At 44.4% G+C, this 22,063-nt stretch carries 21 protein-coding genes and 1 pseudogene; 11 read left to right on the forward strand and 11 right to left on the reverse strand.

Going from position 1 to position 22,063, the window contains the following annotated elements; all coding sequences use genetic code 11:
- Positions 1–6: 6 nt before the first annotated feature.
- The 5 genes from M5J74_RS20955 (at position 7) to nblS (ending at position 7,139) form a co-directional block, all read left to right on the forward strand.
- Entirely contained in the window at positions 7–1,158 is a 1,152-nt protein-coding gene (locus M5J74_RS20955; protein WP_106217777.1) for a lipase, read from the forward strand.
- A 226-nt stretch (positions 1,159–1,384) separates the two neighbouring features.
- Entirely contained in the window at positions 1,385–2,023 is a 639-nt protein-coding gene (locus M5J74_RS20960) for a Uma2 family endonuclease (RefSeq protein ID WP_250013061.1), read from the forward strand.
- A gap of 108 nt (positions 2,024–2,131) precedes the next feature.
- Positions 2,132–3,565 (forward strand): deoxyribodipyrimidine photo-lyase, encoded by a 1,434-nt coding sequence (locus tag M5J74_RS20965; RefSeq protein WP_250013062.1) that lies wholly within the window; start codon positions 2,132–2,134, stop codon positions 3,563–3,565.
- A gap of 77 nt (positions 3,566–3,642) precedes the next feature.
- Positions 3,643–5,001 (forward strand): phosphoribosylamine--glycine ligase, encoded by a 1,359-nt coding sequence (purD, locus tag M5J74_RS20970; protein ID WP_106168773.1) that lies wholly within the window; start codon positions 3,643–3,645, stop codon positions 4,999–5,001.
- 164 nt (positions 5,002–5,165) lie between these two features.
- Positions 5,166–7,139, forward strand: a complete 1,974-nt coding sequence (gene nblS, locus M5J74_RS20975) for a two-component system sensor histidine kinase NblS (protein ID WP_106168774.1) — start codon at positions 5,166–5,168, stop codon at positions 7,137–7,139.
- Here the strand turns inward: nblS and M5J74_RS20980 are convergent.
- Positions 7,136–7,675, reverse strand: coding sequence for a GNAT family N-acetyltransferase (locus M5J74_RS20980; protein WP_106168775.1), 540 nt, complete (start codon positions 7,673–7,675; stop codon positions 7,136–7,138). The two genes, nblS and M5J74_RS20980, sit on opposite strands and share 4 nt — an antisense overlap.
- An 81-nt stretch (positions 7,676–7,756) precedes the next feature.
- On the opposite strand from M5J74_RS20980, the gene M5J74_RS20985 reads away from it, so the two are divergent.
- Together M5J74_RS20985 and M5J74_RS20990 are read left to right on the forward strand one after the other, a co-directional pair.
- Entirely contained in the window at positions 7,757–8,020 is a 264-nt protein-coding gene (locus M5J74_RS20985) for an AbrB/MazE/SpoVT family DNA-binding domain-containing protein (RefSeq protein WP_106168776.1), read from the forward strand.
- Positions 8,021–8,022: 2 nt separating this feature from the next.
- Positions 8,023–8,220 (forward strand): annotated as a pseudogene (locus M5J74_RS20990) (PIN domain nuclease); the annotation flags it as partial.
- Positions 8,221–8,244: 24 nt separating this feature from the next.
- On the opposite strand, the gene M5J74_RS20995 reads toward M5J74_RS20990, so the two are convergent.
- From M5J74_RS20995 to M5J74_RS21005, 3 genes are read right to left on the reverse strand one after another with little or no spacing between them, the layout of a single operon-like run.
- Positions 8,245–9,231 (reverse strand): threo-3-hydroxy-L-aspartate ammonia-lyase, encoded by a 987-nt coding sequence (locus tag M5J74_RS20995; RefSeq protein ID WP_250013063.1) that lies wholly within the window; start codon positions 9,229–9,231, stop codon positions 8,245–8,247.
- Positions 9,224–9,589: a hypothetical protein gene (locus tag M5J74_RS21000; protein ID WP_106168778.1), complete on the reverse strand. Its 366-nt coding sequence runs from the start codon at positions 9,587–9,589 to the stop codon at positions 9,224–9,226. Before M5J74_RS21000 ends, M5J74_RS20995 begins: the two co-directional genes overlap by 8 nt.
- Positions 9,590–9,601: 12 nt before the next feature.
- Positions 9,602–9,910 (reverse strand): TIGR03792 family protein, encoded by a 309-nt coding sequence (locus tag M5J74_RS21005; protein WP_015155969.1) that lies wholly within the window; start codon positions 9,908–9,910, stop codon positions 9,602–9,604.
- 214 nt (positions 9,911–10,124) lie between these two features.
- Between M5J74_RS21005 and M5J74_RS21010 the strand changes: the two genes are divergently transcribed.
- Positions 10,125–10,448: a phasin family protein gene (locus tag M5J74_RS21010; RefSeq protein WP_015155970.1), complete on the forward strand. Its 324-nt coding sequence runs from the start codon at positions 10,125–10,127 to the stop codon at positions 10,446–10,448.
- A 163-nt stretch (positions 10,449–10,611) separates the two neighbouring features.
- A complete protein-coding gene (locus tag M5J74_RS21015; protein WP_015155971.1) occupies positions 10,612–11,160 on the forward strand; it encodes an FKBP-type peptidyl-prolyl cis-trans isomerase in 549 nt (182 codons plus the stop codon).
- Positions 11,161–11,284: 124 nt separating this feature from the next.
- Here the strand turns inward: M5J74_RS21015 and dnaB are convergent, their stop codons facing one another.
- From dnaB to M5J74_RS21035, 4 genes are all read right to left on the reverse strand, one after another.
- A complete protein-coding gene (gene dnaB / locus M5J74_RS21020; protein ID WP_106170854.1) occupies positions 11,285–12,640 on the reverse strand; it encodes a replicative DNA helicase in 1,356 nt (451 codons plus the stop codon).
- 145 nt (positions 12,641–12,785) lie between these two features.
- Complete coding sequence (gene rplI, locus M5J74_RS21025; protein ID WP_250013064.1) at positions 12,786–13,244, reverse strand: 50S ribosomal protein L9; 459 nt, start codon at positions 13,242–13,244, stop codon at positions 12,786–12,788.
- A 408-nt stretch (positions 13,245–13,652) separates the two neighbouring features.
- On the reverse strand, positions 13,653–14,714 hold the full coding sequence (gene psbA / locus M5J74_RS21030) for a photosystem II q(b) protein (protein WP_015153219.1): 1,062 nt from the start codon (positions 14,712–14,714) through the stop codon (positions 13,653–13,655).
- Positions 14,715–15,041: 327 nt separating this feature from the next.
- Positions 15,042–15,392 (reverse strand): histidine triad nucleotide-binding protein, encoded by a 351-nt coding sequence (locus M5J74_RS21035; protein WP_015155974.1) that lies wholly within the window; start codon positions 15,390–15,392, stop codon positions 15,042–15,044.
- A 62-nt stretch (positions 15,393–15,454) separates the two neighbouring features.
- Here M5J74_RS21035 and M5J74_RS21040 point away from each other — a divergent pair, with 62 nt between their 5' ends.
- Positions 15,455–16,984, forward strand: coding sequence for a YifB family Mg chelatase-like AAA ATPase (locus M5J74_RS21040; protein WP_106170857.1), 1,530 nt, complete (start codon positions 15,455–15,457; stop codon positions 16,982–16,984).
- Positions 16,985–17,044: 60 nt separating this feature from the next.
- Entirely contained in the window at positions 17,045–19,108 is a 2,064-nt protein-coding gene (recJ, locus tag M5J74_RS21045) for a single-stranded-DNA-specific exonuclease RecJ (protein WP_250013065.1), read from the forward strand.
- A gap of 4 nt (positions 19,109–19,112) precedes the next feature.
- Here the strand turns inward: recJ and M5J74_RS21050 are convergent, their stop codons facing one another.
- The 3 genes from M5J74_RS21050 to M5J74_RS21060 all read right to left on the reverse strand — a co-directional run bounded on the left by M5J74_RS21050 (position 19,113) and on the right by M5J74_RS21060 (position 22,032).
- Positions 19,113–19,646: a DUF1499 domain-containing protein gene (locus tag M5J74_RS21050; RefSeq protein ID WP_181245482.1), complete on the reverse strand. Its 534-nt coding sequence runs from the start codon at positions 19,644–19,646 to the stop codon at positions 19,113–19,115.
- Positions 19,647–19,716: 70 nt separating this feature from the next.
- Positions 19,717–19,986 (reverse strand): YciI family protein, encoded by a 270-nt coding sequence (locus M5J74_RS21055; RefSeq protein ID WP_015155978.1) that lies wholly within the window; start codon positions 19,984–19,986, stop codon positions 19,717–19,719.
- Between the two features lie 141 nt (positions 19,987–20,127).
- Positions 20,128–22,032 carry a GTPase family protein gene (locus M5J74_RS21060; protein ID WP_250013066.1) on the reverse strand — a complete coding sequence of 635 codons (1,905 nt, stop codon included), beginning with the start codon at positions 22,030–22,032 and terminating at the stop codon, positions 20,128–20,130.
- Positions 22,033–22,063 lie beyond the last annotated feature (31 nt).

Consider the following 22,063-nt stretch of genomic DNA (forward strand, 5'->3'; position numbering starts at 1 on the left):
CGGTCTATGACATTACTCAAAAAAAACATAAATCTATTTTTAACTCAAGCTACACTTTGCTTGGGGCTATTTAGTACGGCTGTTCCAAGTCAAGCTCAAAATATTGGCAAAACGAATAGTGTAACTAATCTAAGATCTGTTCAGTTCGAGCGGTTATGCTTTCAGCGATCTGTAGCGTGTACGGACATTGGCAAAGCTGCTCATCTGAGTAGTGCTTTAATTTATCAGTTATTTGATACTGAAAGAACTGGAAATAAAACAAAACGCAGCAATGTTATTAATCAAATTAAACGTCTATACGGGGCTAAACAAATCGATGTTATTAATAAAAGAATGAAATTATCCGACTTTTTTCTGATTAGAAAAGAGCAGGATAAAATTTTTGGTGGATATGCTGTTCTCATCCGCCAGCCAGAAGTTGGGCAATTTGGGAAAAGAAAAGTTTCTTATGCGATCGCTTTTAAAGGCACGTATGTCGGCTTAGAAGATCCTAACGATCTCGCCGCTATTTCTTCTGGAGTGCCTGTAAATATGTATCGACGGGCAGCAGCTTTGATCCATGAAGGATTTAGAAATTATGCAGGTCAGGTTTTTAACGATATCAAATCTAAAGAACTACTTGTAGAAATTTTGAGCCTCCAAAAACAAGCAAATACTGAAGTTGAAATTTTAGTTACAGGGCATAGCCTTGGTGCTGCGTCAATTCTTTATACAGCAATGTTAGTAGATGCGGGAGTCTTACCTAGTAATATAAGAACAATTGTCTTTGGTGCGCCTGCATTCACGCAACCGAGCTTTGCCAATAGATATCGAACTGCGATCGCCAATACAACTAGAGTAGAAACGAAAGGGGATTTTTTCATTTACCAGCAGCGCGGGTACATGCAACCAATTTATAATACCCTTGGTTACGTTCCTTTAGGGAATTTAATCGCAGCTGAGCCAACTGAAAAGCTGAAAGAGTTGTGGCAAGAAAGAGATATTTTAGAACAACAGTATCAAGCCTCTCAGTCGCCAAAAATAAAATCAGCTTATCTAGATTTAACTAAAAGAATTATTTTAGAACAAGCAAATATTCACGTAAAAAGCTATGGATATTTCTATGAATATTACTTGAGAACTCAAGGTCCTAATTTAACTAGAAGTGGTAGCCGCTAATTGAGAGGTAGAACATGTGGGATTCGGAAATTTTTTAAAGAGTAATGTTTTCTAGATATTTTAATGCTAATACTTGCATTTGCTCGAACGATCTTGATGCGATTGCAAACGCATTAACTTACATACTAGAGCAGGAAGAAGGTTGTTGTCGTATCCCTCAGCTTGATATTGGCTCAGTCGTCAAGCGTAGAACTAGAATAAAGTATACCTTATGGAAACTTACCCTATGGTTACTGCTATTCAAATAAAAACTTATACCGTCGATGAATTCCTCGAACTGGATTTACCAGAAGGAAAAACATACGAACTCATAAATGGTGTCATAGTACCCATAGCTGAACCTTCTGGAAAATATGAAAATTTACGGAGCGAGTTGTGGTTTGCGCTGAAATCGGAAACTAAGAGGGCTAACCTGGGGCTGCTAATTCATCCCCAACCAGTACTCGTACTAGGTAGAAAAGATACTCGCAAGCCTGACTTAATCGTAATCAAACGCGAAGATTGGAATCGACAAACTCAGATAGAAGCAGTACTGAGAGAACCGCCTAGCATTGCAATTGAAATTGTTAGCACCAACTGGGAAGACGACTATAGAAATAAACCCCTTTGGTATGCTGCTTTTGGCGTACAGGAACTATGGATTATCGATCCGCTATTTCATCTCGATAGATATCCAGGTAGAAGAAATCCGAAAATCTTGCAACCGACAATTTCTGTGGGACAACTGGTAAATTCTGACAGCATTTTGACAGAAAAAGAATACCGCTTTGAAAGTTTTACAGAGAGCGATCGCATCAAATCTCAATTTTTTCCCAATTTAAATTTAACTGTAGCTGAAATTATTAATTTTGGAGAAGGGGTTTAGCAGCAAGCCAAAAGTCAAAAATAAGAAACAAAAAAATATTCAGTAGGCTGATGCGATCGGGGATTGGAAGCCTTATGCTAGTACGAGTGAACTAAGTAGTAACTGTGAATGTCTGACCTCATCCTCTTCTGGCATCGTCGCGATTTGCGCATCTCAGATAATACCGGACTAGCTGCGGCAAGGCAACGAACTCAAAAGGTAGTAGGAGTATTTTGCCTCGACCCCAATATTTTAGAACGGGATGATGTCGCTCCCGTACGAGTCACGTACATGATCGGTTGTTTGCAGCAACTACAGCAGCGTTACGCCCAAGTTGGCAGCCAGTTATTAATTTTGCAAGGCGAACCCCGTGAAGCCATTCCAGCGCTGGCTACTGCCCTGAGCGCAAAAGCTGTATTCTGGAACTGGGATGTAGAACCATATTCTCAAGTACGCGATCGCGCTGTCATAGAAAGCTTAAAAGAAAGAGGCATCCAAGTTTTAGAAGAAAACTGGGATCAGATATTACATTCCCCAGACGATATTTTTACAGGTTCCAACCAACCCTACACCGTATTTACTCCGTTTTGGCGTAATTGGAGTAGCAAACCGAAAGCTGCACCCGCAGAGACTCTCAAAAATGTAGAAGGGTTGTCAGAACAAGAATTGCAAACTGCAAAGCAAGCAGGCGCGATCGCCCTACCGACTGCAAAAGATTTAGGATTTAGTTGGGAAAATGGCTTAGTTATCGAACCAGGAGAAGCAGCAGCAGGAGAGAGATTAGAACAATTTTGCCATCGGGCGATCGAAGAGTATAAAGAACAGCGAAATTTTCCTGTTTATGATGGGACATCTCAACTAAGTGCAGCATTAAAATTTGGTGCGATCGGTATTCGTAGAGTTTGGGCTGCTACAGTTGAGGCAATGGAAAATACTCGTAGCGATGAAGCACAGACGAGTATTCGCGCTTGGCAGCAGGAACTTGCATGGCGAGAATTTTATCAACACGCCATGTATCATTTCCCCGAACTCGAACAAGGCGCATATCGACAACAATTTAAGAATTTTCCTTACGAAAATAACGAGGAATATTTCCAAGCTTGGTGTGAAGGCAAAACTGGCTATCCAATTGTCGATGCAGCAATGCGACAGATGAATAATATTGGGTGGATGCATAATCGTTGTCGCATGATCGTCGCCAATTTTCTCACCAAAGACTTACTCATCGATCCGAGATTGGGAGAAAAATATTTTTATCAAAGACTAATTGACGGGGATCTTTCAGCTAACAATGGCGGTTGGCAGTGGAGTGCTTCAAGTGGCATGGACCCTAAACCAATTAGAATTTTCAACCCTGCCAGTCAAGCTCAAAAATTCGATCCTGAAGGAGAATATATTCGCGAGTGGCTGCCAGAATTGCGCTCTTTTGACACAGAAGAGTTACTGAGTGGAAACATTTCAAAACGCGATCGCGCTGCCGTAGACTATCCTAATCCAATCGTGGATCATAAAATTCAACAGCGACAGTTTAAAGTTATTTATCAACAGCAGAAAGAATTGTAGAGACGTTATATGTAACGTCTCTACAATTCTCCAACCCCACAATACGAGATAATCGATCGCAGCATTAGAGGAAAGCAGTGAAAGTTTTAGTCGTAGGTAATGGGGGCAGAGAACACGCGATCGCTTGGGCTTTGTTGCGATCGCCCCAAGTGGAACAGGTATTTTGTACTCCTGGTAATGGGGGAACGGCAACGCTGTCACGCTGTCAAAATTTGCCCTACTCTGTGGATGATTTTGAACGGATCGGTCAAGCAGTTCGAGAACAGGGGATCGATCTTGTGGTAGTGGGTCCAGAAGTTCCTCTGGCTATGGGAATTACAGATTATCTCCAAGCTCAAGGCGCAATGGTATTTGGTCCTACCAAAGCTGGGGCGCAAATTGAAGCAAGTAAAGCCTGGGCAAAAGCTTTGATGCAGGAAGCAGGAATTCCCACCGCTAAAGCTGCTGTATTTACCCAGGAAGCTGCTGCTAAAGATTATGTCACCGCACAAGGAGCGCCCATAGTCGTCAAAGCTGACGGATTAGCCGCAGGTAAAGGCGTGATCGTAGCCGAAACAGTCGCACAGGCACATCAAGCTCTAGAAGCGATTTTCGCGGGGCAATTTGGCGACGCGGGTAAGTTTGTTGTCATTGAAGAATGCTTAATCGGACAAGAAGCCTCTGTATTGGCATTGACAGACGGGATAACGATTCGTCCCCTACTACCAGCCCAAGACCACAAACGCATCGGAGAAGGGGATACAGGCGAGAATACGGGCGGAATGGGAGTGTATGCCCCTGCTCCCCTGGTTACGCCAGAATTAATGGCAAGGATCGAACGAGAGGTATTACAGAGAGCGATCGCCACTTTACGCTCTAAAGGCATCGATTATCGGGGCGTATTATATGCAGGTTTGATGATTGCTCCTACAGGGGAATTTAAAGTTCTAGAATTCAACTGTCGCTTTGGCGATCCTGAAACCCAAGCTATTTTACCTTTACTGGAAACCCCCCTAGAAGAGTTGCTCGTGGCTTGTTGTCAGCAAAAACTAGGTGAATTGCCTCCCATCGCCTGGAAGCCGGGAGCCGCCTGTTGTGTTGTCGCCGCCGCCAAAGGCTATCCAGGTGCATATGAAAAAGGTCATGTCATCACAGGAATAGAATCAGCCGAGGCTTCGGGGGGTTGTGTATTTCATGCTGGAACCAGACTAGGACAAGGGAGACAAGGAGGCAAGGGGGAACCGACTGATGTAGAGACGTTACATGTAACGTCTCTACACCCTACACCCTACACCCTATACTCCACACCTGTAGTGACAGATGGGGGAAGGGTATTAGGTGTTACTGGTGTAGGAGAAAATTTCGAGCAAGCGATCGCCCTTGCTTATGATGCGATCGCCCAAATCCATTTTGACGGCATTTACTATCGCCGCGACATCGGACACCGAATTCAGTGACTAGTGAATAGTGGCTAGTGACTAGCAAAGAGTCGAACCACTAACCACTAGCCACCAGCCACCAGCCACCCACCAATGACAAATGACAAGTAACCACTTTGTCTTTTAAGTCGAAAAACTTTACCTTAGAACAAAGGACATATAAAATACCAATTTTTATTCACATGTTAGCGCCGTTAAAAACAATTCAAGAAGCGATCGCCCGTTGGTGGTTTGAGCTAACTCTGCCAACTAAGTTGATGGCTGCTGCGACGCTGGTAGTTTCGTTAATTGTCAGTGGTTTCACTTTTTGGGCAGTTAACACGATTCAAGTGGATGCAAGGGTAAATGAAACCCGCTTCGGACGTGACTTGGGGTTGTTACTTGCTTCTAACGTTGCCCCTCTGGTAGCGGAGAATAATTACACCGAAGTCGCTCAGTTTTCTCAACGCTTCTACAGTAGCACTTCTAGCGTGCGCTACATGCTCTATGCCGACGAAGCAGGAAAAATCTTTTTTGGAATTCCTTTTTGGGAACCAGCCGTACAAACTTCACTGACAATTGAGCGCCGGATTCAGCTCCCAGAAGATTACGCCGCTAATTCTGAATTGCCGATGGTGCGACAACACCGAACGCCTGATGGGGAAGTCACTGATGTTTTCGTCCCGCTCAATCATGAAGGTAAATATTTGGGAGTATTAGCAATTGGAATCAACCCAAATCCTACAGTTGTCACCTCTTCCAATCTCACCCGCGATGTAACAATTGCTGTTTTCGTGTCAATTTGGGTCATGGTCATTTTGGGTGCTGTATTTAATACTCTCATGATTACCAAACCAATTAAAGAGTTATTGACAGGTGTGAAAAATATTGCGGCTGGCAATTTTCAACAGCGGATCGATTTGCCTTTGGGAGGAGAACTCAAGGAATTGATTTTTAGCTTTAATGAAATGGCAGAACGTTTAGAGCGTTATGAAGAACAAAATATTGAAGAACTTACTGCCGAGAAAGCTAAATTAGAAACTTTAGTTTCTACTATTGCTGATGGTGCTATCCTGCTTGACACCAATATGCAAGTGATTTTAGTTAATCCTACAGCACGACGGATTTTTGGCTGGGAAAATGGAGATGTCATTGGAGATAGTGTATTAAATCATCTACCAATCTCAGTGCAAGCAGAATTAAATCGCCCTCTATACAAGATAGCAAGGGGAGAAAGCGAAAGTGCAGAGTTTAGAATTCCGCTTTCTCAGCCAACTATGCGCACGATTCGGATTCTTCTGACTACCGTTCTCGACCAACATCGAGAAAGTATTAAGGGAATTGCTATGACAGTGCAAGACATTACTCGCGAAGTCGAACTGAATGAGGCGAAAAGCCAATTTATCAGCAACGTCTCTCACGAATTACGCACGCCTTTGTTTAATATCAAGACTTATATTGAAACCCTTCACGACTACGGTGAAAACCTCAGCACCGAAGAACAGCGGGAATTTTTAGCAACTGCAAATAACGAAACCGATCGCCTCACTCGTTTGGTTAATGATGTCTTAGACTTATCTCGTTTAGAATCTTCTTGTCGGATTTATCATTTTGAAGGAGTAGATTTAGCACAAGCAGTCGAACAAACTTTACGAAATTATCAATTGAATGCTAAAGATAAAGGAATTGAATTAATTCAGCAAATCGAACCCGAACTACCACAAGTTTTCGGTCATTACGACTTATTACTTCAAGTATTTACTAATTTAGTTGGCAACGCGCTTAAATTTACTGAGCAAGGTGGAAAAGTCGCGATTCGGGCTTACAAAATGGAGCCTGCAAGAGGCGATCGCATTGTATCTCCCCAGGTGAGAATTGAAATTGCTGATACGGGAATTGGTATCGATCCAGAGGATCAAGCAGCTATTTTCGATCGCTTTTTCCGCGTGGAAAACCGCGTACACACTTTAGAAGGAACCGGGTTAGGACTTTCTATTGTGAAAAATATTATGGACAAACATCATGCCAACATTCATTTGGTTAGTGAGGTTGGTGTCGGGACAACTTTCTGGTTCGATCTAGCAATATTTCAAGAACATAGCAATAAGAGTATGGGCATACCAGAAGTAGATATTTCAACTGAAAATACAATTGATACAACCGCTCATGTAGTTTAACGCGATGAAATGCGATCGCGTACACTTGTTATATCTTGCCATCCATAGGCAATTTCTTTTAACATTACCCCGCCTCTTTCAATTTGTTTTTCGTATACTTTTTGTCCGCCGATAGTTTCATAAAATCTACAGGCAGGGTTATCTGCTAATACCCAAACTAACATTGAGTTAAAACCCAATTCAGATAGTTTATCCACAGTAGATAGAGTTAATTTGTAACCAATTCCCTGACGCTGGTATGCTGCTAAAATGTATATGGCATATAACTCACCTTTGTAAGTGCGATCGCTAGTTCGTTCTTTTCCACTATTAGCAAAACCAATAATTTCTCCTGAATTGTTCTCAGCTACATCAACGAATTGGCTGCTACTCATAGTATCTTCTATAATTTTTTGCCAAGCAATCTCTCGCTGCTGGTAGGAAAGTTTAGCTAGATATGATTCTGGAATAATTCCTTTATATGTCGTATACCAAGTATCTACATGTACCCGTGCGATCGCTTGTACGTCATTTAAATTTGCTTCTCTTATAATCATTACTCGCTCATCGTTGCCAGAATTTCGAGTTTAGCTCATGCTATAATTTTTACAAATTTCTTACCATAGTTTGTGCATTCGATGGAAACAACCCGCTTATCAAGTGAAGGTCAAGTTATTATCCCAAAGATATTACGCAGTATTCATGGTTGGGAAGCAGGACAAGAACTGATTGTAATTGATACAGGTGATGGCATTCTGCTTAAACCTAAAAAACCTTTCCCAGAAACAACATTGCAGAATGTTGCAGGATGTTTGAAATATCAAGATAAGCCTAAAAGTTTAGGTGAAATGGAAGATGCAATTCGTCAGGGAATAGCGGCTCAGTGGCGTGGTTTCAGTTGACACGAATACCGAATGTTTATCTCACAAATATAAACGCGATCGCGCAAGTTTTGCAATGGCACGAAAATGGCTTAGATTTTGCTGATGCATTTCACCTAGCTCAAAGTCAGAATTACTCAGCAATCTATACGTTTGACGAAAAGTTTCTGAAACGGGCAAAAAATTTATCAACGCAATGTGAGGTCAAGCAACCTGGATGAATATTGCGTTGATAATATATTTCTCTAAAAAATAAAAAATTTTCCAGCCTGCTGCAAATCTACGTTACCACCGCTGATAACCACTCCAACTCTTGCTCCTGGTGCAGTGACAACACCCTCTAATAAAGCGGCGGCGGCTAATACTCCTGTGGGTTCGACGACAATTTTCATTCTTTCCCACAAAAAATACATGGTGCGTTTAATCGCATCTTCCGATACTGTCACCATGTCATCTACATATTTCAATACTAAAGGAAAAGTAATTTTTCCCAAAGACGGAGTACGAGCGCCGTCAGCAATTGTATCGGGATTATGAACCGTATGCAGAGTTTTGCTATGAAACGATCGCGTTGCATCATCTGCTCTTTCCGGTTCTACACCAATAACTTTACATTGCGGAGAAAGTGTTTTAGCCGCGATCGCGCATCCCGATAACAGACCTCCACCACCACAACAAACTAAGAGTAAATCTAATTCTCCCACTTCTTCGATTAATTCTTTAGCAGTTGTACCCTGTCCGGCGATAACTTGAGGACGGTCGTAGGGGTGAATAAAAGTGAGTTGGCGTTCCCGACAGAGTTCGGCTGCTAACTCTTCCCTTGTCATTTCGGCGCGATCGTATAACAGTACCTCTGCACCATAACCCTGCGTAGCAGCTAACTTCACAGCTGGAGCATCCTTCGGCATGACAATTGTAGTGGGAATGTTGAGTAATTTACCCGAAAGCGCGATCGCCTGAGCGTGATTTCCCGAAGAAAATGTGAGTACACCCTGCCTTTTTTGTTGTTCTGAGAGCTGAGACAAAGCATTATACGCTCCCCGAAATTTAAATGCTCCCATTCTTTGGAAGTTTTCGCACTTAAAAAACACCTGTCTTTGCGTCAGTTCGTTTACCGTTCTGGAAGTCATTACGGGAGTTTTGTGAGCAACACCTGCTAAACGTTGATGCGCTGCCTCGATATCTGCAAAGGTGACAATATTGGTGTCGATGGGAGCTTCTGTTTTAGACATGACTCAAAGCGATGAGGAAACAGACTAATAACAACCCTAAAATTAACAACAAAGATTGATTGCGCTTCAGCCAATTTTGCAACACAATAGCAGGACTCTTGCTTTTCTGTCTTTGCTCCTCCTCCAATCGTTTTTGCTCGATGTTTTGGTAAAGCGTACACTCTGTCGCATATGGACGCTGGGGATACGTGCAGCTATCATCTAAATGGTAAGTACAAGTTTTACACAAAGGTTCGTCACCGGTAGCACGGTGTAAGGGAATACCTGGATGACCGAATGCTTTGAGCGGCGTGCGGCAATAAGGACAGTTGACTACCTGAGAGTCAACTGCTTGATGACAACGGGGACAGGTAGGCATGGTACAAAGCAATTACGACTGAGGAAACTTGCGAACTTGATACTCGGATGACTGAATCAACTCGTAGGTTTTCCCCATCTGCTGGGCAAACTTAGCATCAATCTTGTCGAGTTGCTCGGTAGGGATAGATTTCCATTGCTCTCGCGTTGCCCAACGAATAATCATCACAACCTCCGTTGGGACATTAGGTTCTATCCAAACTTCTTTACTGAGAAAACCAGGATAGCCAGATAGTGCAGTCGTCCAAATTTCTGCATCTTTTTGGATAAATTTCTCCCTTAATTCAGGAGTGACTTTAAACTTGAGAAACTCAATAACCACGCGCTTTTTTCTCTATTGCTTGAAAGGATGGCGATCGCCAAATTTGCCAGAATATAACAGGAGGAGTTGGGGTGACATGTTTTTAGCATAGCTCGATCGCAGCGCTATTTCTGTAGGGGCGAGTTCACCCGAAATCTCTGTAAGTCACAAAGTCTCTTGGTAAACCCGCCCCTACAACTTGTTGATAAATTCCTTTAACTAACTGGATAGCAGGATGGATAATAACAACTGGATTAAACAACTATTGATGCTTGGTGTTGGTACGACTTCCCTTGTAGCTGAGAAGTTGCGGGAAGTAAGCGATGAATTGGTCAAGGATGGCAAAATGAATTCTGACCAAGCCAAAGTGTTTGTAGACAACATGATGCAGCAGCTCAAGATCGATCCCACAACTTTTGAGGCGCAGTTGCAACGGCAGATCCGTAATGTCATGCAGGATCTTGGCGTACCCCGTCAGTCAGAAATGGACGAGTTACGGGGACGGATCGATCGCCTAGAGCGTCAAATCCGCGATTTGGAAAATAAGATGTGGCGTTAGATGGTAATGGGTAATGGGTAAGTCAAAAGCCAAAAGTCAAAAGTCAAAATCAGCCTCTAGTCTCTCGCCTCTTGCGATCTCCAACTACCAATTACCAATTACCAACTACCCCATTACAAGATATAGTAGTGACGCACTTGCATAGCTGAAGGAGGGTCTAATTTTGAAAGAAATTCTCATCAGCGTGGGAATTACGTTAGTTTGCGTAGTGCTTTTGGTGCTAGCTCAGGTAGGAGGAGCGAAAGATAACGCTCTGGCTGAGACTACATCTGTTCAAGCATCAACTCAAGCCACATCCAGCACGCTTATAGCCCAGAAGCCAACGCAAACCCCAACTGCACCAAATAAGGTAACTCCAATGTCTGACAATAAAGCAATTACAACTGATTCTGGGCTGAAATACACCGTCCTCCAAGAGGGAAGCGGAGAAATGCCGAAAAAAGGTCAAACCGTCGTAGTTCACTATACAGGAACTTTAGAAGATGGTTCTAAGTTCGATAGCTCTCGCGATCGCGGTCAGCCTTTTTCATTTAAAGTTGGTACGGGACAAGTCATTAAAGGCTGGGATGAAGCACTCAGCACGATGAAAGTAGGCGAACGTCGCCAAATCGTCATTCCCCCAGAATTAGGTTACGGCGCTCGCGGTGCGGGTGGCGTTATTCCTCCCAACGCTACGCTGATTTTTGACGTTGAGTTGTTGAAGGTTAATTAATTAGTCATTTGTCACTGGTCATTTGTCATTGGCAAACACAAATGACCAATGACGTAGGGCGTAGACACCCGAAGGGTGGCTTCTCGAAGAATAGCCCTTCCCGAAGGGTATGACAAATGACAATTTAAAAATTCTGCTTGGCTAAATTCACAAATTTGGTCAAGTTTGGATCGAATAATAGCTTCACGGTTCCGGTGGGACCGTTGCGGTGTTTGGCGATGATGACTTCGGCAATGTTGCGATCGGGAGAGTCGGGGTTGTAATAAGAATCGCGGTAAAGCATAATCACGATATCCGCGTCTTGTTCGATCGAACCCGATTCTCGCAAGTCTGACATCATCGGGCGTTTGCTATTCCGGGCTTCTACACTACGGCTGAGCTGAGAAAGGGCAATAATTGGTACGTTGAGTTCTCTCGCTAAACCTTTGAGCGATCGCGTGATTTTTGATAATTCTTGGACGCGATTATCGCCGCTACCTTCCATTAATTGCAAATAATCGATCAGAATTAAACCTAATTCTTTACCTTTTTCTGCTTGCAGGCGACGAGCTTGACTACGCATTTCCATCACGGTAATGTTTGGCGTATCGTCAATATATATCGGTAAATCTGACAGTTCGCCGATCGCGTGAGACAATAATTCCCACTCGTTCTGAGCAATTCTTCCCGTCCGCAACCTCTGACTCTCAATTCCCGCTTCGCTGGACAACAAGCGCTGTACCAGCTGCTCTTTTGACATTTCCAAACTAAATACTGCGACAGGAAACTTGTGCACTCTCGCAATATTATGCGCCAAACCTAGAGCAAAGCTGGTTTTTCCCATTGCCGGACGACCAGCGATAATAATCAAGTCAGAACGCTGGAAACCGCCCGTCATCGCATCGAGATCGTAATAGTTACACGATAGCCCAGGCTGAGCAATGCCTTGATTGTGACTCTCAATATCTTGAAAGGTATAAATTAAAGTATCGGAAATTGACACTAATTTCTGCTGCGGGCGTTCCTGAGTCACGCCGAAAACCTTTTGTTCTGCTTGGTCGAGGACAGTTGCTAGTTCTTTCTCTGTCTCAAATCCTAGTTGGACGATTTCATTTCCCGATGTAATTAACTGACGGCGGAGATACTTATCCATCACCAAGCCAGCTAAAGCATCAATATTAATTGCGGAAACCGTCCGGTCTACCAGCTGGACTAATTTGCTTTTACCACCGATTTTACTGAGGAGTTCGCGATCGCTCAACCAACCAACAACACATAGTAAATCTGTAGGTTTACCCTGCGCGTGCAGTTGCAGTGCGGCGCGATAAATTTCTTTATGGGCATCAATATAAAAGGCATCGGCAATTAGGCGATCGCTCACTCTGCCAATTGCTTCGGGATCGAGTAGAATACCACCTAGAATCGCTTCTTCTGCCTCAACATTTTGAGGTGGCAGGCGATCGACACCATCACTGACAAATTTTTGTTGATTATTGTACATATATAAAAAATAACAGGCAAAAGTTCAAGAAGCTCTCTCTACTTTTACCCGATTTTTTAATCAAGGGGTAAGGGAGAAGTCAAAAGTCAAAAGTCAAAAGTCAAAATTATTTATTCACAAATGACCAATGACGAATGACCAATGACTACTCTGCTATAACCTTCACTTCTACCGTTGCTGTCACATCTTGATGTAACTTCACATCAGCTTTGTAAGTACCGAGTTTACTAATGTCAGGTAAGGTAATACCACGACGATCCACTTCTTGACCGATCGCTTGCTGAATTAAGGTAGCTAATTCGCGGTCTGTCACCGTACCAAAGATTGCTTCTTTCTCTCCCACTTGCTTGGCAATGGTGAAACTGCCAACTTTTTCTAAAGCCGCTTTCAATTCTTGTGCTTGCTGCTTTAATTCTAATTGCCGTTGCCGTTCAACTTCTCGACGACGTTCGACTTGCTTTAAAACTCCAGATGTAACTGGTACTGCCATTTTTTTAGGCAGCAAATAATTGCGGGCGTAGCCAGGGGCTACATCAACTAGGTCGCCATTTTTGCCTAGCTTGAGTATGTCTTGCGTTAAAACTAATTGCACTCGTTTCGCCATGAGCTGTCCTGTATACTTAAAATATTTTTCTGCGATCGCGGTTACTACTGAAGATAGGATACCAAACCAATCCTTTGCACCGGACTACCCCCTATCATCCTTCTATGAGAGAAAGATAAGAGGGGGTAGAGTACCCGTACCAACAGGTTTGTAGCCTTGAGCCGCGATCGACGGTATGAAAAGGCTCTTACCTTTGCTACCGTCTCCAGACTCATCTTTAATGGAGCTAGGGCAAGACTTACTATTTTAGTTGAATTGTAGAGATAAATGCAAGTAAGGGTAGGTTCGCCAACCATATTTATTGCTCAACTTGAAAATCTATGTAAACCTGCCCTTACCAGACTGTAAAGAAAGCAAAAAGCGCCCCCCTTTTTGGGGAGGCGCTTTCCTAAATCAAACTAACGCGAATTAGCCATTGAGGGAAGGAGCTTCGACAGCAGCTAAGTCGAGGGGGAAGTTGTGAGCGTTGCGCTCGTGCATCACTTCCATACCCAGGTTAGCGCGGTTGAGGATGTCTGCCCATGTACCAATCGCATGTCCTTGAGAGTCAACCACCGACTGGTTGAAGTTGAAGCCGTTGAGGTTGAACGCCATGGTGCTGATGCCCAAGGAGGTGAACCAAATCCCGATGACGGGCCATGCTGCTAGGAAGAAGTGCAGCGCGCGGCTGTTGTTGAAGGATGCGTATTGGAAGATCAAGCGACCGAAGTAGCCGTGAGCTGCAACGATGTTGTAGGTTTCTTCTTCTTGTCCGAATTTGTAACCGTAGTTCTGAGATTCGGTTTCGGTTGTTTCACGTACCAAGGAAGAGGTAACCAAAGAACCGTGCATCGCGCTGAACAGGGCGCCACCGAATACACCGGCTACACCTAATTGGTGGAACGGGTGCATCAGGATGTTGTGCTCGGCTTGGAACACTAACATGAAGTTGAATGTTCCCGAGATCCCCAAGGGCATCCCGTCTGAGAACGAACCTTGTCCGATTGGATAAATCAAGAAGACTGCGGTTGCTGCTGCTACTGGTGCCGAGTATGCGACGCAGATCCAAGGACGCATTCCTAAGCGGTAGGATAGTTCCCACTCACGTCCCATGTAGCAGAATACACCGATTAAGAAGTGGAAAATTACCAATTGGTAAGGTCCACCGTTGTACAGCCATTCGTCTAATGATGCTGCTTCCCAGATTGGGTAGAAGTGCAAGCCGATGGCGTTGGAGGATGGCACAACTGCACCTGAGATGATGTTGTTGCCATAGATTAACGAACCTGCTACTGGTTCGCGGATCCCGTCGATGTCTACCGGTGGTGCGGCGATGAATGCGACGATGAAGCAGGTGGTGGCAGCGAGCAACGTGGGGATCATCAACACGCCAAACCAGCCAATGTATAGGCGGTTCTCTGTGCTTGCTACCCAGTTACAAAACTGTTCCCACAAGGAAGCGCTTTCGCGTCTTTGTAATGTGGTTGTCATGGTTCTATGTATTGCGTTTGGTTATGCAAATCAGGGTTTGTTTTCCCTGTTGTTAACACTATAAGGAACTTCATTGAGTTTTGTAAAGATTATGAAGATTAGCTTATATTATGAATGGTATAAGTTTGTTTTATAATTTAACAACTCAGCCTAAAAATAAAAGAGCTGAAAACTTTTTCTAGCAAAGCTTTCAGCCGTATTACATAAGTAGCTAATTCTGAATTGCGAATTAATGAATTACGAATTAGTTTTCCTCCTTAGCCTCCTCAGCTCCCTCAGCTCCCTCAGCTCACCCAAACGAATATTCTTTAACAAAGTACGAGGAACTCAACCAGGAGGCCAACTCATTTGTCGCCCGCCAAGAATGTGAAGGTGCATGTGATCCACAGTTTGTCCGCCGTCTGCACCAGTATTAATCACGACGCGATAGCCGTTATTCAGTCCTACTTGCTGGGCAACTCGCTTAACAGTTAGTAACAAATGACCCATAAGGGCGTGGTCGCGAGATTCGGCATCCGATAGCTTGGCTATAGGTTTTTTGGGAATCACGAGGATGTGAACGGGGGCTTGGGGATTAATATCTTTAAATGCGATCGCCAGTTCGTCTTCATAAACGATATTGGCGGGAATTTCTTTACGAATGATTTTGCCAAAAATAGTATCTGTAGTTTCACTCATGCCGATCGCCCTTGAACTCTGTTAGAGATTCTAAAGGGTTCTTGTCATGGAAGAAAGATAAAATGCTGGCACGGGTTTGGAGTGCATCAATTGTCGGTATCGATGCTGTCAAAGTAGGAGTCGAAATCGATGTCTCGGCGGGGCTACCGGGAATTGTCGTGGTAGGATTACCGGATCTGGCAGTTCAGGAGTCGAAAGAACGGGTGAAAGCAGCGCTCAAAAACGCTGGGTATGCTTTTCCGCTGAAAAGGATCGTAATTAACTTAGCGCCAGCAGATATTAGGAAAGAAGGACCCAGCTTCGATTTACCGATGAGCGTGGGCATTTTGGCGGCTTCAGAGCAGGTCAACCCGCAAATGCTAGGGGATTTCTTATTTCTGGGTGAAGTCTCCTTGGATGGCGGCTTGCGGGCAGTGGCTGGTGTCTTACCCGTGGCGGCGGCGGCGCAAAAAATGGGGATTACTGGGTTAGTCGTACCCGCAGATAATGCCCAGGAAGCAGCTTTAGTACAAGGGATATCAGTTTATGGTTTTCAATCTTTATCGGAAGTCGCAGCATTTCTCAATCAGCCAGAAAAGTTTCAGCCCGTGCAGTTTGAAGGCACGCGGGAGATCGTCAGAAGTGTCCATTGTGGTGCAGATTTAAAAGATGTCAAAGGACAAGCTCACGCTCGTAGAGCCTTAGAAATTGCCGCAGCTGGGGGGCATAACTTAATTTTTGTGGGTCCGCCTGGGAGCGGGAAAACGATGTTGGCTCGTCGTCTTCCGGCGATTTTGCCACCACTCAGTTTTCATGAGGCGTTGGAAGTTACCCAAATTCATTCCGTAGCGGGGTTGTTAAAAAATAAAGGTTCGCTAGTTGCAGAACGTCCCTTTCGTAGTCCCCACCATTCCGCCTCTGGTCCTTCTTTAGTTGGTGGCGGGACTTTTCCTCGTCCTGGGGAAATTTCTTTAGCTCACCACGGAGTTCTATTCTTAGATGAATTAACAGAATTCAAGCGGGATGTATTGGAATTTCTGCGCCAACCTTTAGAAGACGGTCACGTCACTGTATCTCGTACTCGCCAATCGGTGATGTTTCCCGCCCAATTTACTTTAGTCGCGAGTACAAATCCTTGTCCTTGCGGTTATTTTGGCGATTCCATCCAAGCGTGTACTTGTTCCCCCAGGCAAAGAGAGCAATACTGGGCAAAGCTTTCGGGTCCCTTGATGGATCGAATTGACTTGCAGGTGGCGGTGAATCGACTGAAACCAGAGGAAATTACCCAGCAACCTACGGGGGAAGATTCGGAAAGCGTTAGGCAAAGAGTACAAGCAGCACGCGATCGCACCCGCGATCGGTTTGAGTCAGAATTATCGGTAAGCTGTAACGCAGCAATGCAAAGTCGCCATTTGCGGAAGTGGTGTCAGTTAGATGATACTTCTAAAAGCTTATTAGAAGGAGCAATTCGGAAATTAGGCTTGTCAGCTAGAGCCAGCGATCGCATTCTCAAAGTGGCGCGGACAATTGCCGACTTAGGGGCAGAGAAAAACTTGCAAAGCCATCACGTCGCCGAGGCAATTCAGTATAGAACTATAGATCGAATGCAGTAACCGCGCTAAATTACCCATTAGCCTCATACAATATAGTGCTGAGCCTCTATTTCTGTCCCCGTGTTAGCCCAACCGCCATCAGGATTACCTCGCCGTCCGCGTCGCTTGCCAAATCAGCGCTGGCAAATACATCCAGCTCAACCGGAGTTGGTCAGCCAGTTGACCACAATAAACCAGCTCTCACCTATAGTCAACCAGCTTTTAGTCAATCGCGGCATCGAGACACCAGCGCAGGCAGAAATATTTATCAATCCAGAAACTTTAGATTTGCCCTCACCCCTAGAGGCATTTTCCGACCTAGCGATCGCCATAGACTTATTAGAACAAGCGATCGCTTCCCAAGAGAAAATTGCCATTTGCGGCGACTACGATGCTGATGGGATGACGAGTACAGCCTTGCTACTCCGCAGCCTGCGCTGGTTGGGGGCGCAAGTCGATTATGCCATTCCCAGCCGGATGCAGGAGGGCTATGGAATTAACAAGCGGATTGTCGAAGAATTCCACAGTGAAGGCGTGCGGCTGATTTTAACCGTAGATAATGGTATTGCCGCGATCGAACCAATCGCCAGAGCAAGAGAACTCGGTTTAAATGTCATCGTCACCGACCATCACGACATTCCCCCCACTTTACCCCCAGCAAACGCGATCCTCAATCCCAAACTCATTCCCGAATCTTCACCTTATTGGGGTTTAGCTGGGGTTGGTGTTGCTTACGTCCTAGCTATTTGTCTGGCTCAGAAAACAGGACAACTCAAGGGTTTAGTCAAGCCTTTATTGGAACTCTTTACACTAGGAACGATCGCCGATCTCGCACCTTTAATCGGTGTCAATCGTCGGTGGCTGAAACGCGGATTGCGACTGCTGCCTCAGTCTCAGCTTGAGGGAATTCAAGCCTTGATTCAAGTTAGTGGTGTGAACGACAAAAATAAGTCACTCAAACCAGATGATATCGGTTTTCGCCTCGGTCCCCGTATTAATGCGATCGGGCGAATTGGCGATCCGCAAATTGTTATCGATCTATTGACAACTGATGATGCCGGAATTGCCTTAGAACGGGCAATGCAATGCGAACAAATTAACGCCCGTCGCCAACAACTTTGCGAAGAAATCGAACGGGAAGCGATCGCTTATGTCGAATCATCGCACGCCATGTCTCTACAAGAGGATCGCGTCTTACTTGTCGTTCAACCAAATTGGCATCACGGCGTAATCGGGATCGTCGCCTCTCGCCTGGTAGAACGCTACGGCGTACCCGTATTTATTGGCACGTATGAAGACGAACATCACATTCGCGGTTCAGCACGTAGTATTCCTGAATTTAATGTTTTTGATGCCTTAGAATTCTGTCGAGATTTATTAGGTAAGTTTGGCGGACATAAAGCAGCAGGTGGTTTTTCCCTTTCAGCCGAAAACTTAGAAGCATTGCGATCGCGTCTGATTCAATTTGCTAACTCTTGTTTGCAACCGGAACACTTAAAGCCACTGCTACAAATTGACACGCAAGCCAATTTAGATCGGCTCAATTTACAACTTTATCAACAGTTAGATATTTTACATCCTTGTGGAATTGAAAACCCTGAACCTGTCTTTTGGACGGCGAATGTCAAAGTTATCGATCAGCAAATAATCGGTAAGGGTCATATTAAATTAACTGTAGTTCAAGAAAAAGATTTATCTGTAGGGGCGCACAGCCGTGCGCCCCTACAACAAATGAAAGCGATCGCCTGGCGTTGGCGCGAATATTTCCCTTTACCACCACGGATAGATATTGCTTATCGTTTGCGAGAAAATACTTGGAATGGTAATACTAATATTGAGTTAGAATTAATCGGCGTGCGCCTACCTAATCAGCCGCAAATATTATTTCCCCTGAGACGAACTGCCACTACAATTCCCTTTGAATACAAACAGCGGCGTTATACTTGCGGTGTTTTCCCTACAAACAATTCATTAGAATTAAGGATTAAGAACACTGAAGGACGAGTTTTAGCAATTGAGGCAGGAAATCTGATGGGGTTATTAGGTAGTAGCCGTAAAGATGCTACTCAAGTCGATCTCTTTCAACCCCATTATTACAATCTTGTTCAAGCTGCAATTCAAGCTTTGGAGATGGCTAAAACTTAATTTTCTATACAGATTCAGGGCGATTAATTTGGTTAAACTTTGCTCTCAAAGTTTCTATTCTGCTGCGATTTACACCCAAATCTGACTCACCCATACGAGAAGCCGAACGCACGTGGATGACTCTAGCGTTCTCATCCAAAGAAAATTCTACATCATCTACAAACCCAACAACAGGAATGGTAAATTCCGTATAGAGGTAATTTTCTGACTGAGCGATCGGTTTTGTTCTTCTAAATGACTGAAGCACAGTTTTTAAGTCAGTCATAGCCGCTTGAGCAGAGGAATTATAAATAAAAGGCTCGATTTTATGTGCGGGATCTTGACTCTGACTGCTAACACAATTAGGAGTGTTGGGACAAGGTGCAAGTTCACCCGCACGAACGCCTAAATTGTCGGGGCGAGTTCCAGCAAGTAACTGCGGTTCTCCTGTTAAAGATATTTTCGTTCCTAGTAAACAAGCAAAAACTAATAGTAAAGATATGCAGGTGAAAAGTACTCGCTTGATTACTGAATTTGATTGAGTGGCGATCGCTGACATTGTTTCACCTCTAAAATGTTTTTACATGGATAAACGCCAAGGTATACTTTTCAAGTAACATTCTTAAAAATCAAAAAGCCTGTATCCACTCTTTAACTTCATACTCCGTCCAAATTCCATTAACCCAATACGGATCGGACTCAATTAAATTCCGTACTGTCGCCTCATCTTCTGCTTCATAAATCCCAAATACTTTGGTCACATCTTTAGTCGGACCAATTGTAATTAAAACCCCAGCTTCTTTCTGTTTTGCCAGTCCATCTAAATGTGCTTGTCGATAAGGTACGCGCTTTTCCAACACGTCCTCGCAGTAACTTCCCCACACGATATATTTAGGCATAATCTTTTTCGCTCTTTACGTTTTTGTCGCTCGATATTGTGATTTTTCTTACTCTCTTTGTCAAGATAGGCTATTTCAAAGTTTAGGGTAAAAAATTAGACCAAACTCAAATTTACCATTTTCATGCCATCAGTCATGAATTCAAACTTGCTTGAGATAACCTTCATACCGCTGTCTTAATTGTTCGACAGTTAAACTCTGCGTCCAATACTCTACCAAAGCATGACCGAATGCCCAAGCATTATTTTCTGGAGATGCTGAGTTTTCCAATAACAACGACCACAGGGCGAGTAAGTCGAAGTTATGCGGATTTTTATCTGGGTTGAGCAGTGAAAATAGTTCGTATGCCATTTGTAATTTACCAATGACAACAGGCAATTGTTCGACCGGAATTTGTGCTGCTAGGAGATTAGCTAAGGTAGGCGATCCGGTTGAGATGGTGGAAATAAACTGGAGGACAGGGCTTTTGAGTAAAGCCGTGAGTCCTTGAGTCGTTGCCATTTGGAAGGTGTAGCGATCGATGATTTTGGCGGCGGTGGTGGTACGAGTGTCTAAATCGCGCATGAAGCGTGCTAGCCGCAGTTGTTTGGCAGGGGCGATCGCCTGAACTAAGGCTAAGGATAGCGCGTCGATTCCCCAAGCAATTCGACCGACTTGCGGATCTGCCGTAACAATTGGTAGCACGACATCGCAATAATTCGCTAGCAGTTGGGCGCGATACTGAATCGCCTCTCGGATGGAAATTTCCTTGGGGCGGTCGCCCAGTTCCCAATTATAAGGCGGTTGCCACTCGCGAATCGGACGCAACCGATCGACTTGGGTGACAGCTGTAATTACGGGCAAGTCCGTTACTTCTGCCTGAATATCTTTGAGAAAGTCTACATCCATTTGTAAAGCTGGATCGAGGGCAGGATTGACAAGTAGCAACAAATCTGAGTTGCTGGCATATTCGAGAACTTGTTCTCGTAATTCAGCGCGATTAACCTGTTCGTATCCCGGCGTATCCCACAGTGTCAGAGTTTCTCCCGTATCAGTTTGCCAGCGATAATTTTGCAAGCGATCGGTGCTGGGTAAAACATCAACGGCGGCGAGTTCTGCCCTAAACAAGGTATTAATTAAGCTGCTTTTTCCGGCTCCAGTGCGTCCTACTAAGAGAATGCTGACAGGTTTTTGCTCTACAATTTCCACAGGCTCGGCTTGCGACAAAATTTCTCGCAGAGTTTGAGTCTTTACCTGGGGTAAAGTTTGAGTCTTGGATGATTCTAAACCAGGTAAGGTATCGCCACTGTAGAGGGCGATCGCTTGCCGACACAGATTTCTTAACGCTGCTTCCCGTAACAATTGACTCAAATTGACCAAAAGTTGTCGATCTGCCTGGTTTGTGTAACGCTGGCTAGCTTTTTTCGCTACGGCGGCGGCTGGGTTCAAAAGCCACTGTGCTAAGTTCCATGCCCGCCAGAATTTGCGCGCCGATGGCTCTAGCTTGCGGTAAACTTCATATGCCTCATATGCTTGCCCGACGGTAACTTGATTCAAAGCAGGCGATAATTTTTGCATCCACCGATCTAAATCGTCTACCGTCCCTCGGATCAGTCCGTAAGCTTGGGGAATATAGATATTTAAAAGCGGATACTTGACTTCTGGGTGATAAATCTGGGCGATCGCGACAACTAAATCTTGACAGCGCTGCCAAAAAGTTTGCCAGTCCTCCCACAAAGGGCGATCGCTTTGTGCTACAACGAGAATTTCTTGTAGCGTGGCTTCTGCTTTCTTGCTGCTGTCTGGCGTTGAGAGTGGTGCATCAGCGGAAAACGATTCTAATTCTTTGCTAACTTCTGCGGCTACAGCCTCCATCTCCACGACAACAGGACGAGTCCACCGGACTAGCAACCACCGCCAGCCGACAAATATTAGAATAAACACACCCCAGATCCAATTGATGCGCCATTCATGGATCTGCAAACCTGCTGCTACCAGGAAGAAACCAACGATAGACGCGATCGGAGTTGCTAAGACAATCCACTGCCACAGCTTTAATCGCACCATTGCCCCTGCCTAGATGAAACTTCTGTACAAA

The organism is Chroococcidiopsis sp. CCNUC1 (genome assembly GCF_023546805.1).
Classification (GTDB): domain Bacteria; phylum Cyanobacteriota; class Cyanobacteriia; order Cyanobacteriales; family Chroococcidiopsidaceae; genus Chroococcidiopsis; species Chroococcidiopsis thermalis.

Bases quoted from the DNA above. Each gene is read 5' to 3' on its own strand.
- M5J74_RS20955 (WP_106217777.1), top strand. From the start codon at position 7: ATGACATTACTCAAAAAAAACATAAATCTATTTTTAACTCAAGCTACA.
- M5J74_RS20960 (WP_250013061.1), top strand. From the start codon at position 1,385: ATGGTTACTGCTATTCAAATAAAAACTTATACCGTCGATGAATTCCTC.
- M5J74_RS20965 (WP_250013062.1), top strand. From the start codon at position 2,132: ATGTCTGACCTCATCCTCTTCTGGCATCGTCGCGATTTGCGCATCTCA.
- nblS (WP_106168774.1), top strand. From the start codon at position 5,166: ATGTTAGCGCCGTTAAAAACAATTCAAGAAGCGATCGCCCGTTGGTGG.
- M5J74_RS20980 (WP_106168775.1), bottom strand. From the start codon at position 7,675: ATGATTATAAGAGAAGCAAATTTAAATGACGTACAAGCGATCGCACGG.
- M5J74_RS20985 (WP_106168776.1), top strand. From the start codon at position 7,757: ATGGAAACAACCCGCTTATCAAGTGAAGGTCAAGTTATTATCCCAAAG.
- M5J74_RS20995 (WP_250013063.1), bottom strand. From the start codon at position 9,231: ATGTCTAAAACAGAAGCTCCCATCGACACCAATATTGTCACCTTTGCA.
- M5J74_RS21000 (WP_106168778.1), bottom strand. From the start codon at position 9,589: ATGCCTACCTGTCCCCGTTGTCATCAAGCAGTTGACTCTCAGGTAGTC.
- M5J74_RS21010 (WP_015155970.1), top strand. From the start codon at position 10,125: ATGGATAATAACAACTGGATTAAACAACTATTGATGCTTGGTGTTGGT.
- dnaB (WP_106170854.1), bottom strand. From the start codon at position 12,640: ATGTACAATAATCAACAAAAATTTGTCAGTGATGGTGTCGATCGCCTG.
- rplI (WP_250013064.1), bottom strand. From the start codon at position 13,244: ATGGCGAAACGAGTGCAATTAGTTTTAACGCAAGACATACTCAAGCTA.
- psbA (WP_015153219.1), bottom strand. From the start codon at position 14,714: ATGACAACCACATTACAAAGACGCGAAAGCGCTTCCTTGTGGGAACAG.
- M5J74_RS21035 (WP_015155974.1), bottom strand. From the start codon at position 15,392: ATGAGTGAAACTACAGATACTATTTTTGGCAAAATCATTCGTAAAGAA.
- M5J74_RS21040 (WP_106170857.1), top strand. From the start codon at position 15,455: ATGCTGGCACGGGTTTGGAGTGCATCAATTGTCGGTATCGATGCTGTC.
- M5J74_RS21050 (WP_181245482.1), bottom strand. From the start codon at position 19,646: ATGTCAGCGATCGCCACTCAATCAAATTCAGTAATCAAGCGAGTACTT.
- M5J74_RS21055 (WP_015155978.1), bottom strand. From the start codon at position 19,986: ATGCCTAAATATATCGTGTGGGGAAGTTACTGCGAGGACGTGTTGGAA.
- M5J74_RS21060 (WP_250013066.1), bottom strand. From the start codon at position 22,032: ATGGTGCGATTAAAGCTGTGGCAGTGGATTGTCTTAGCAACTCCGATC.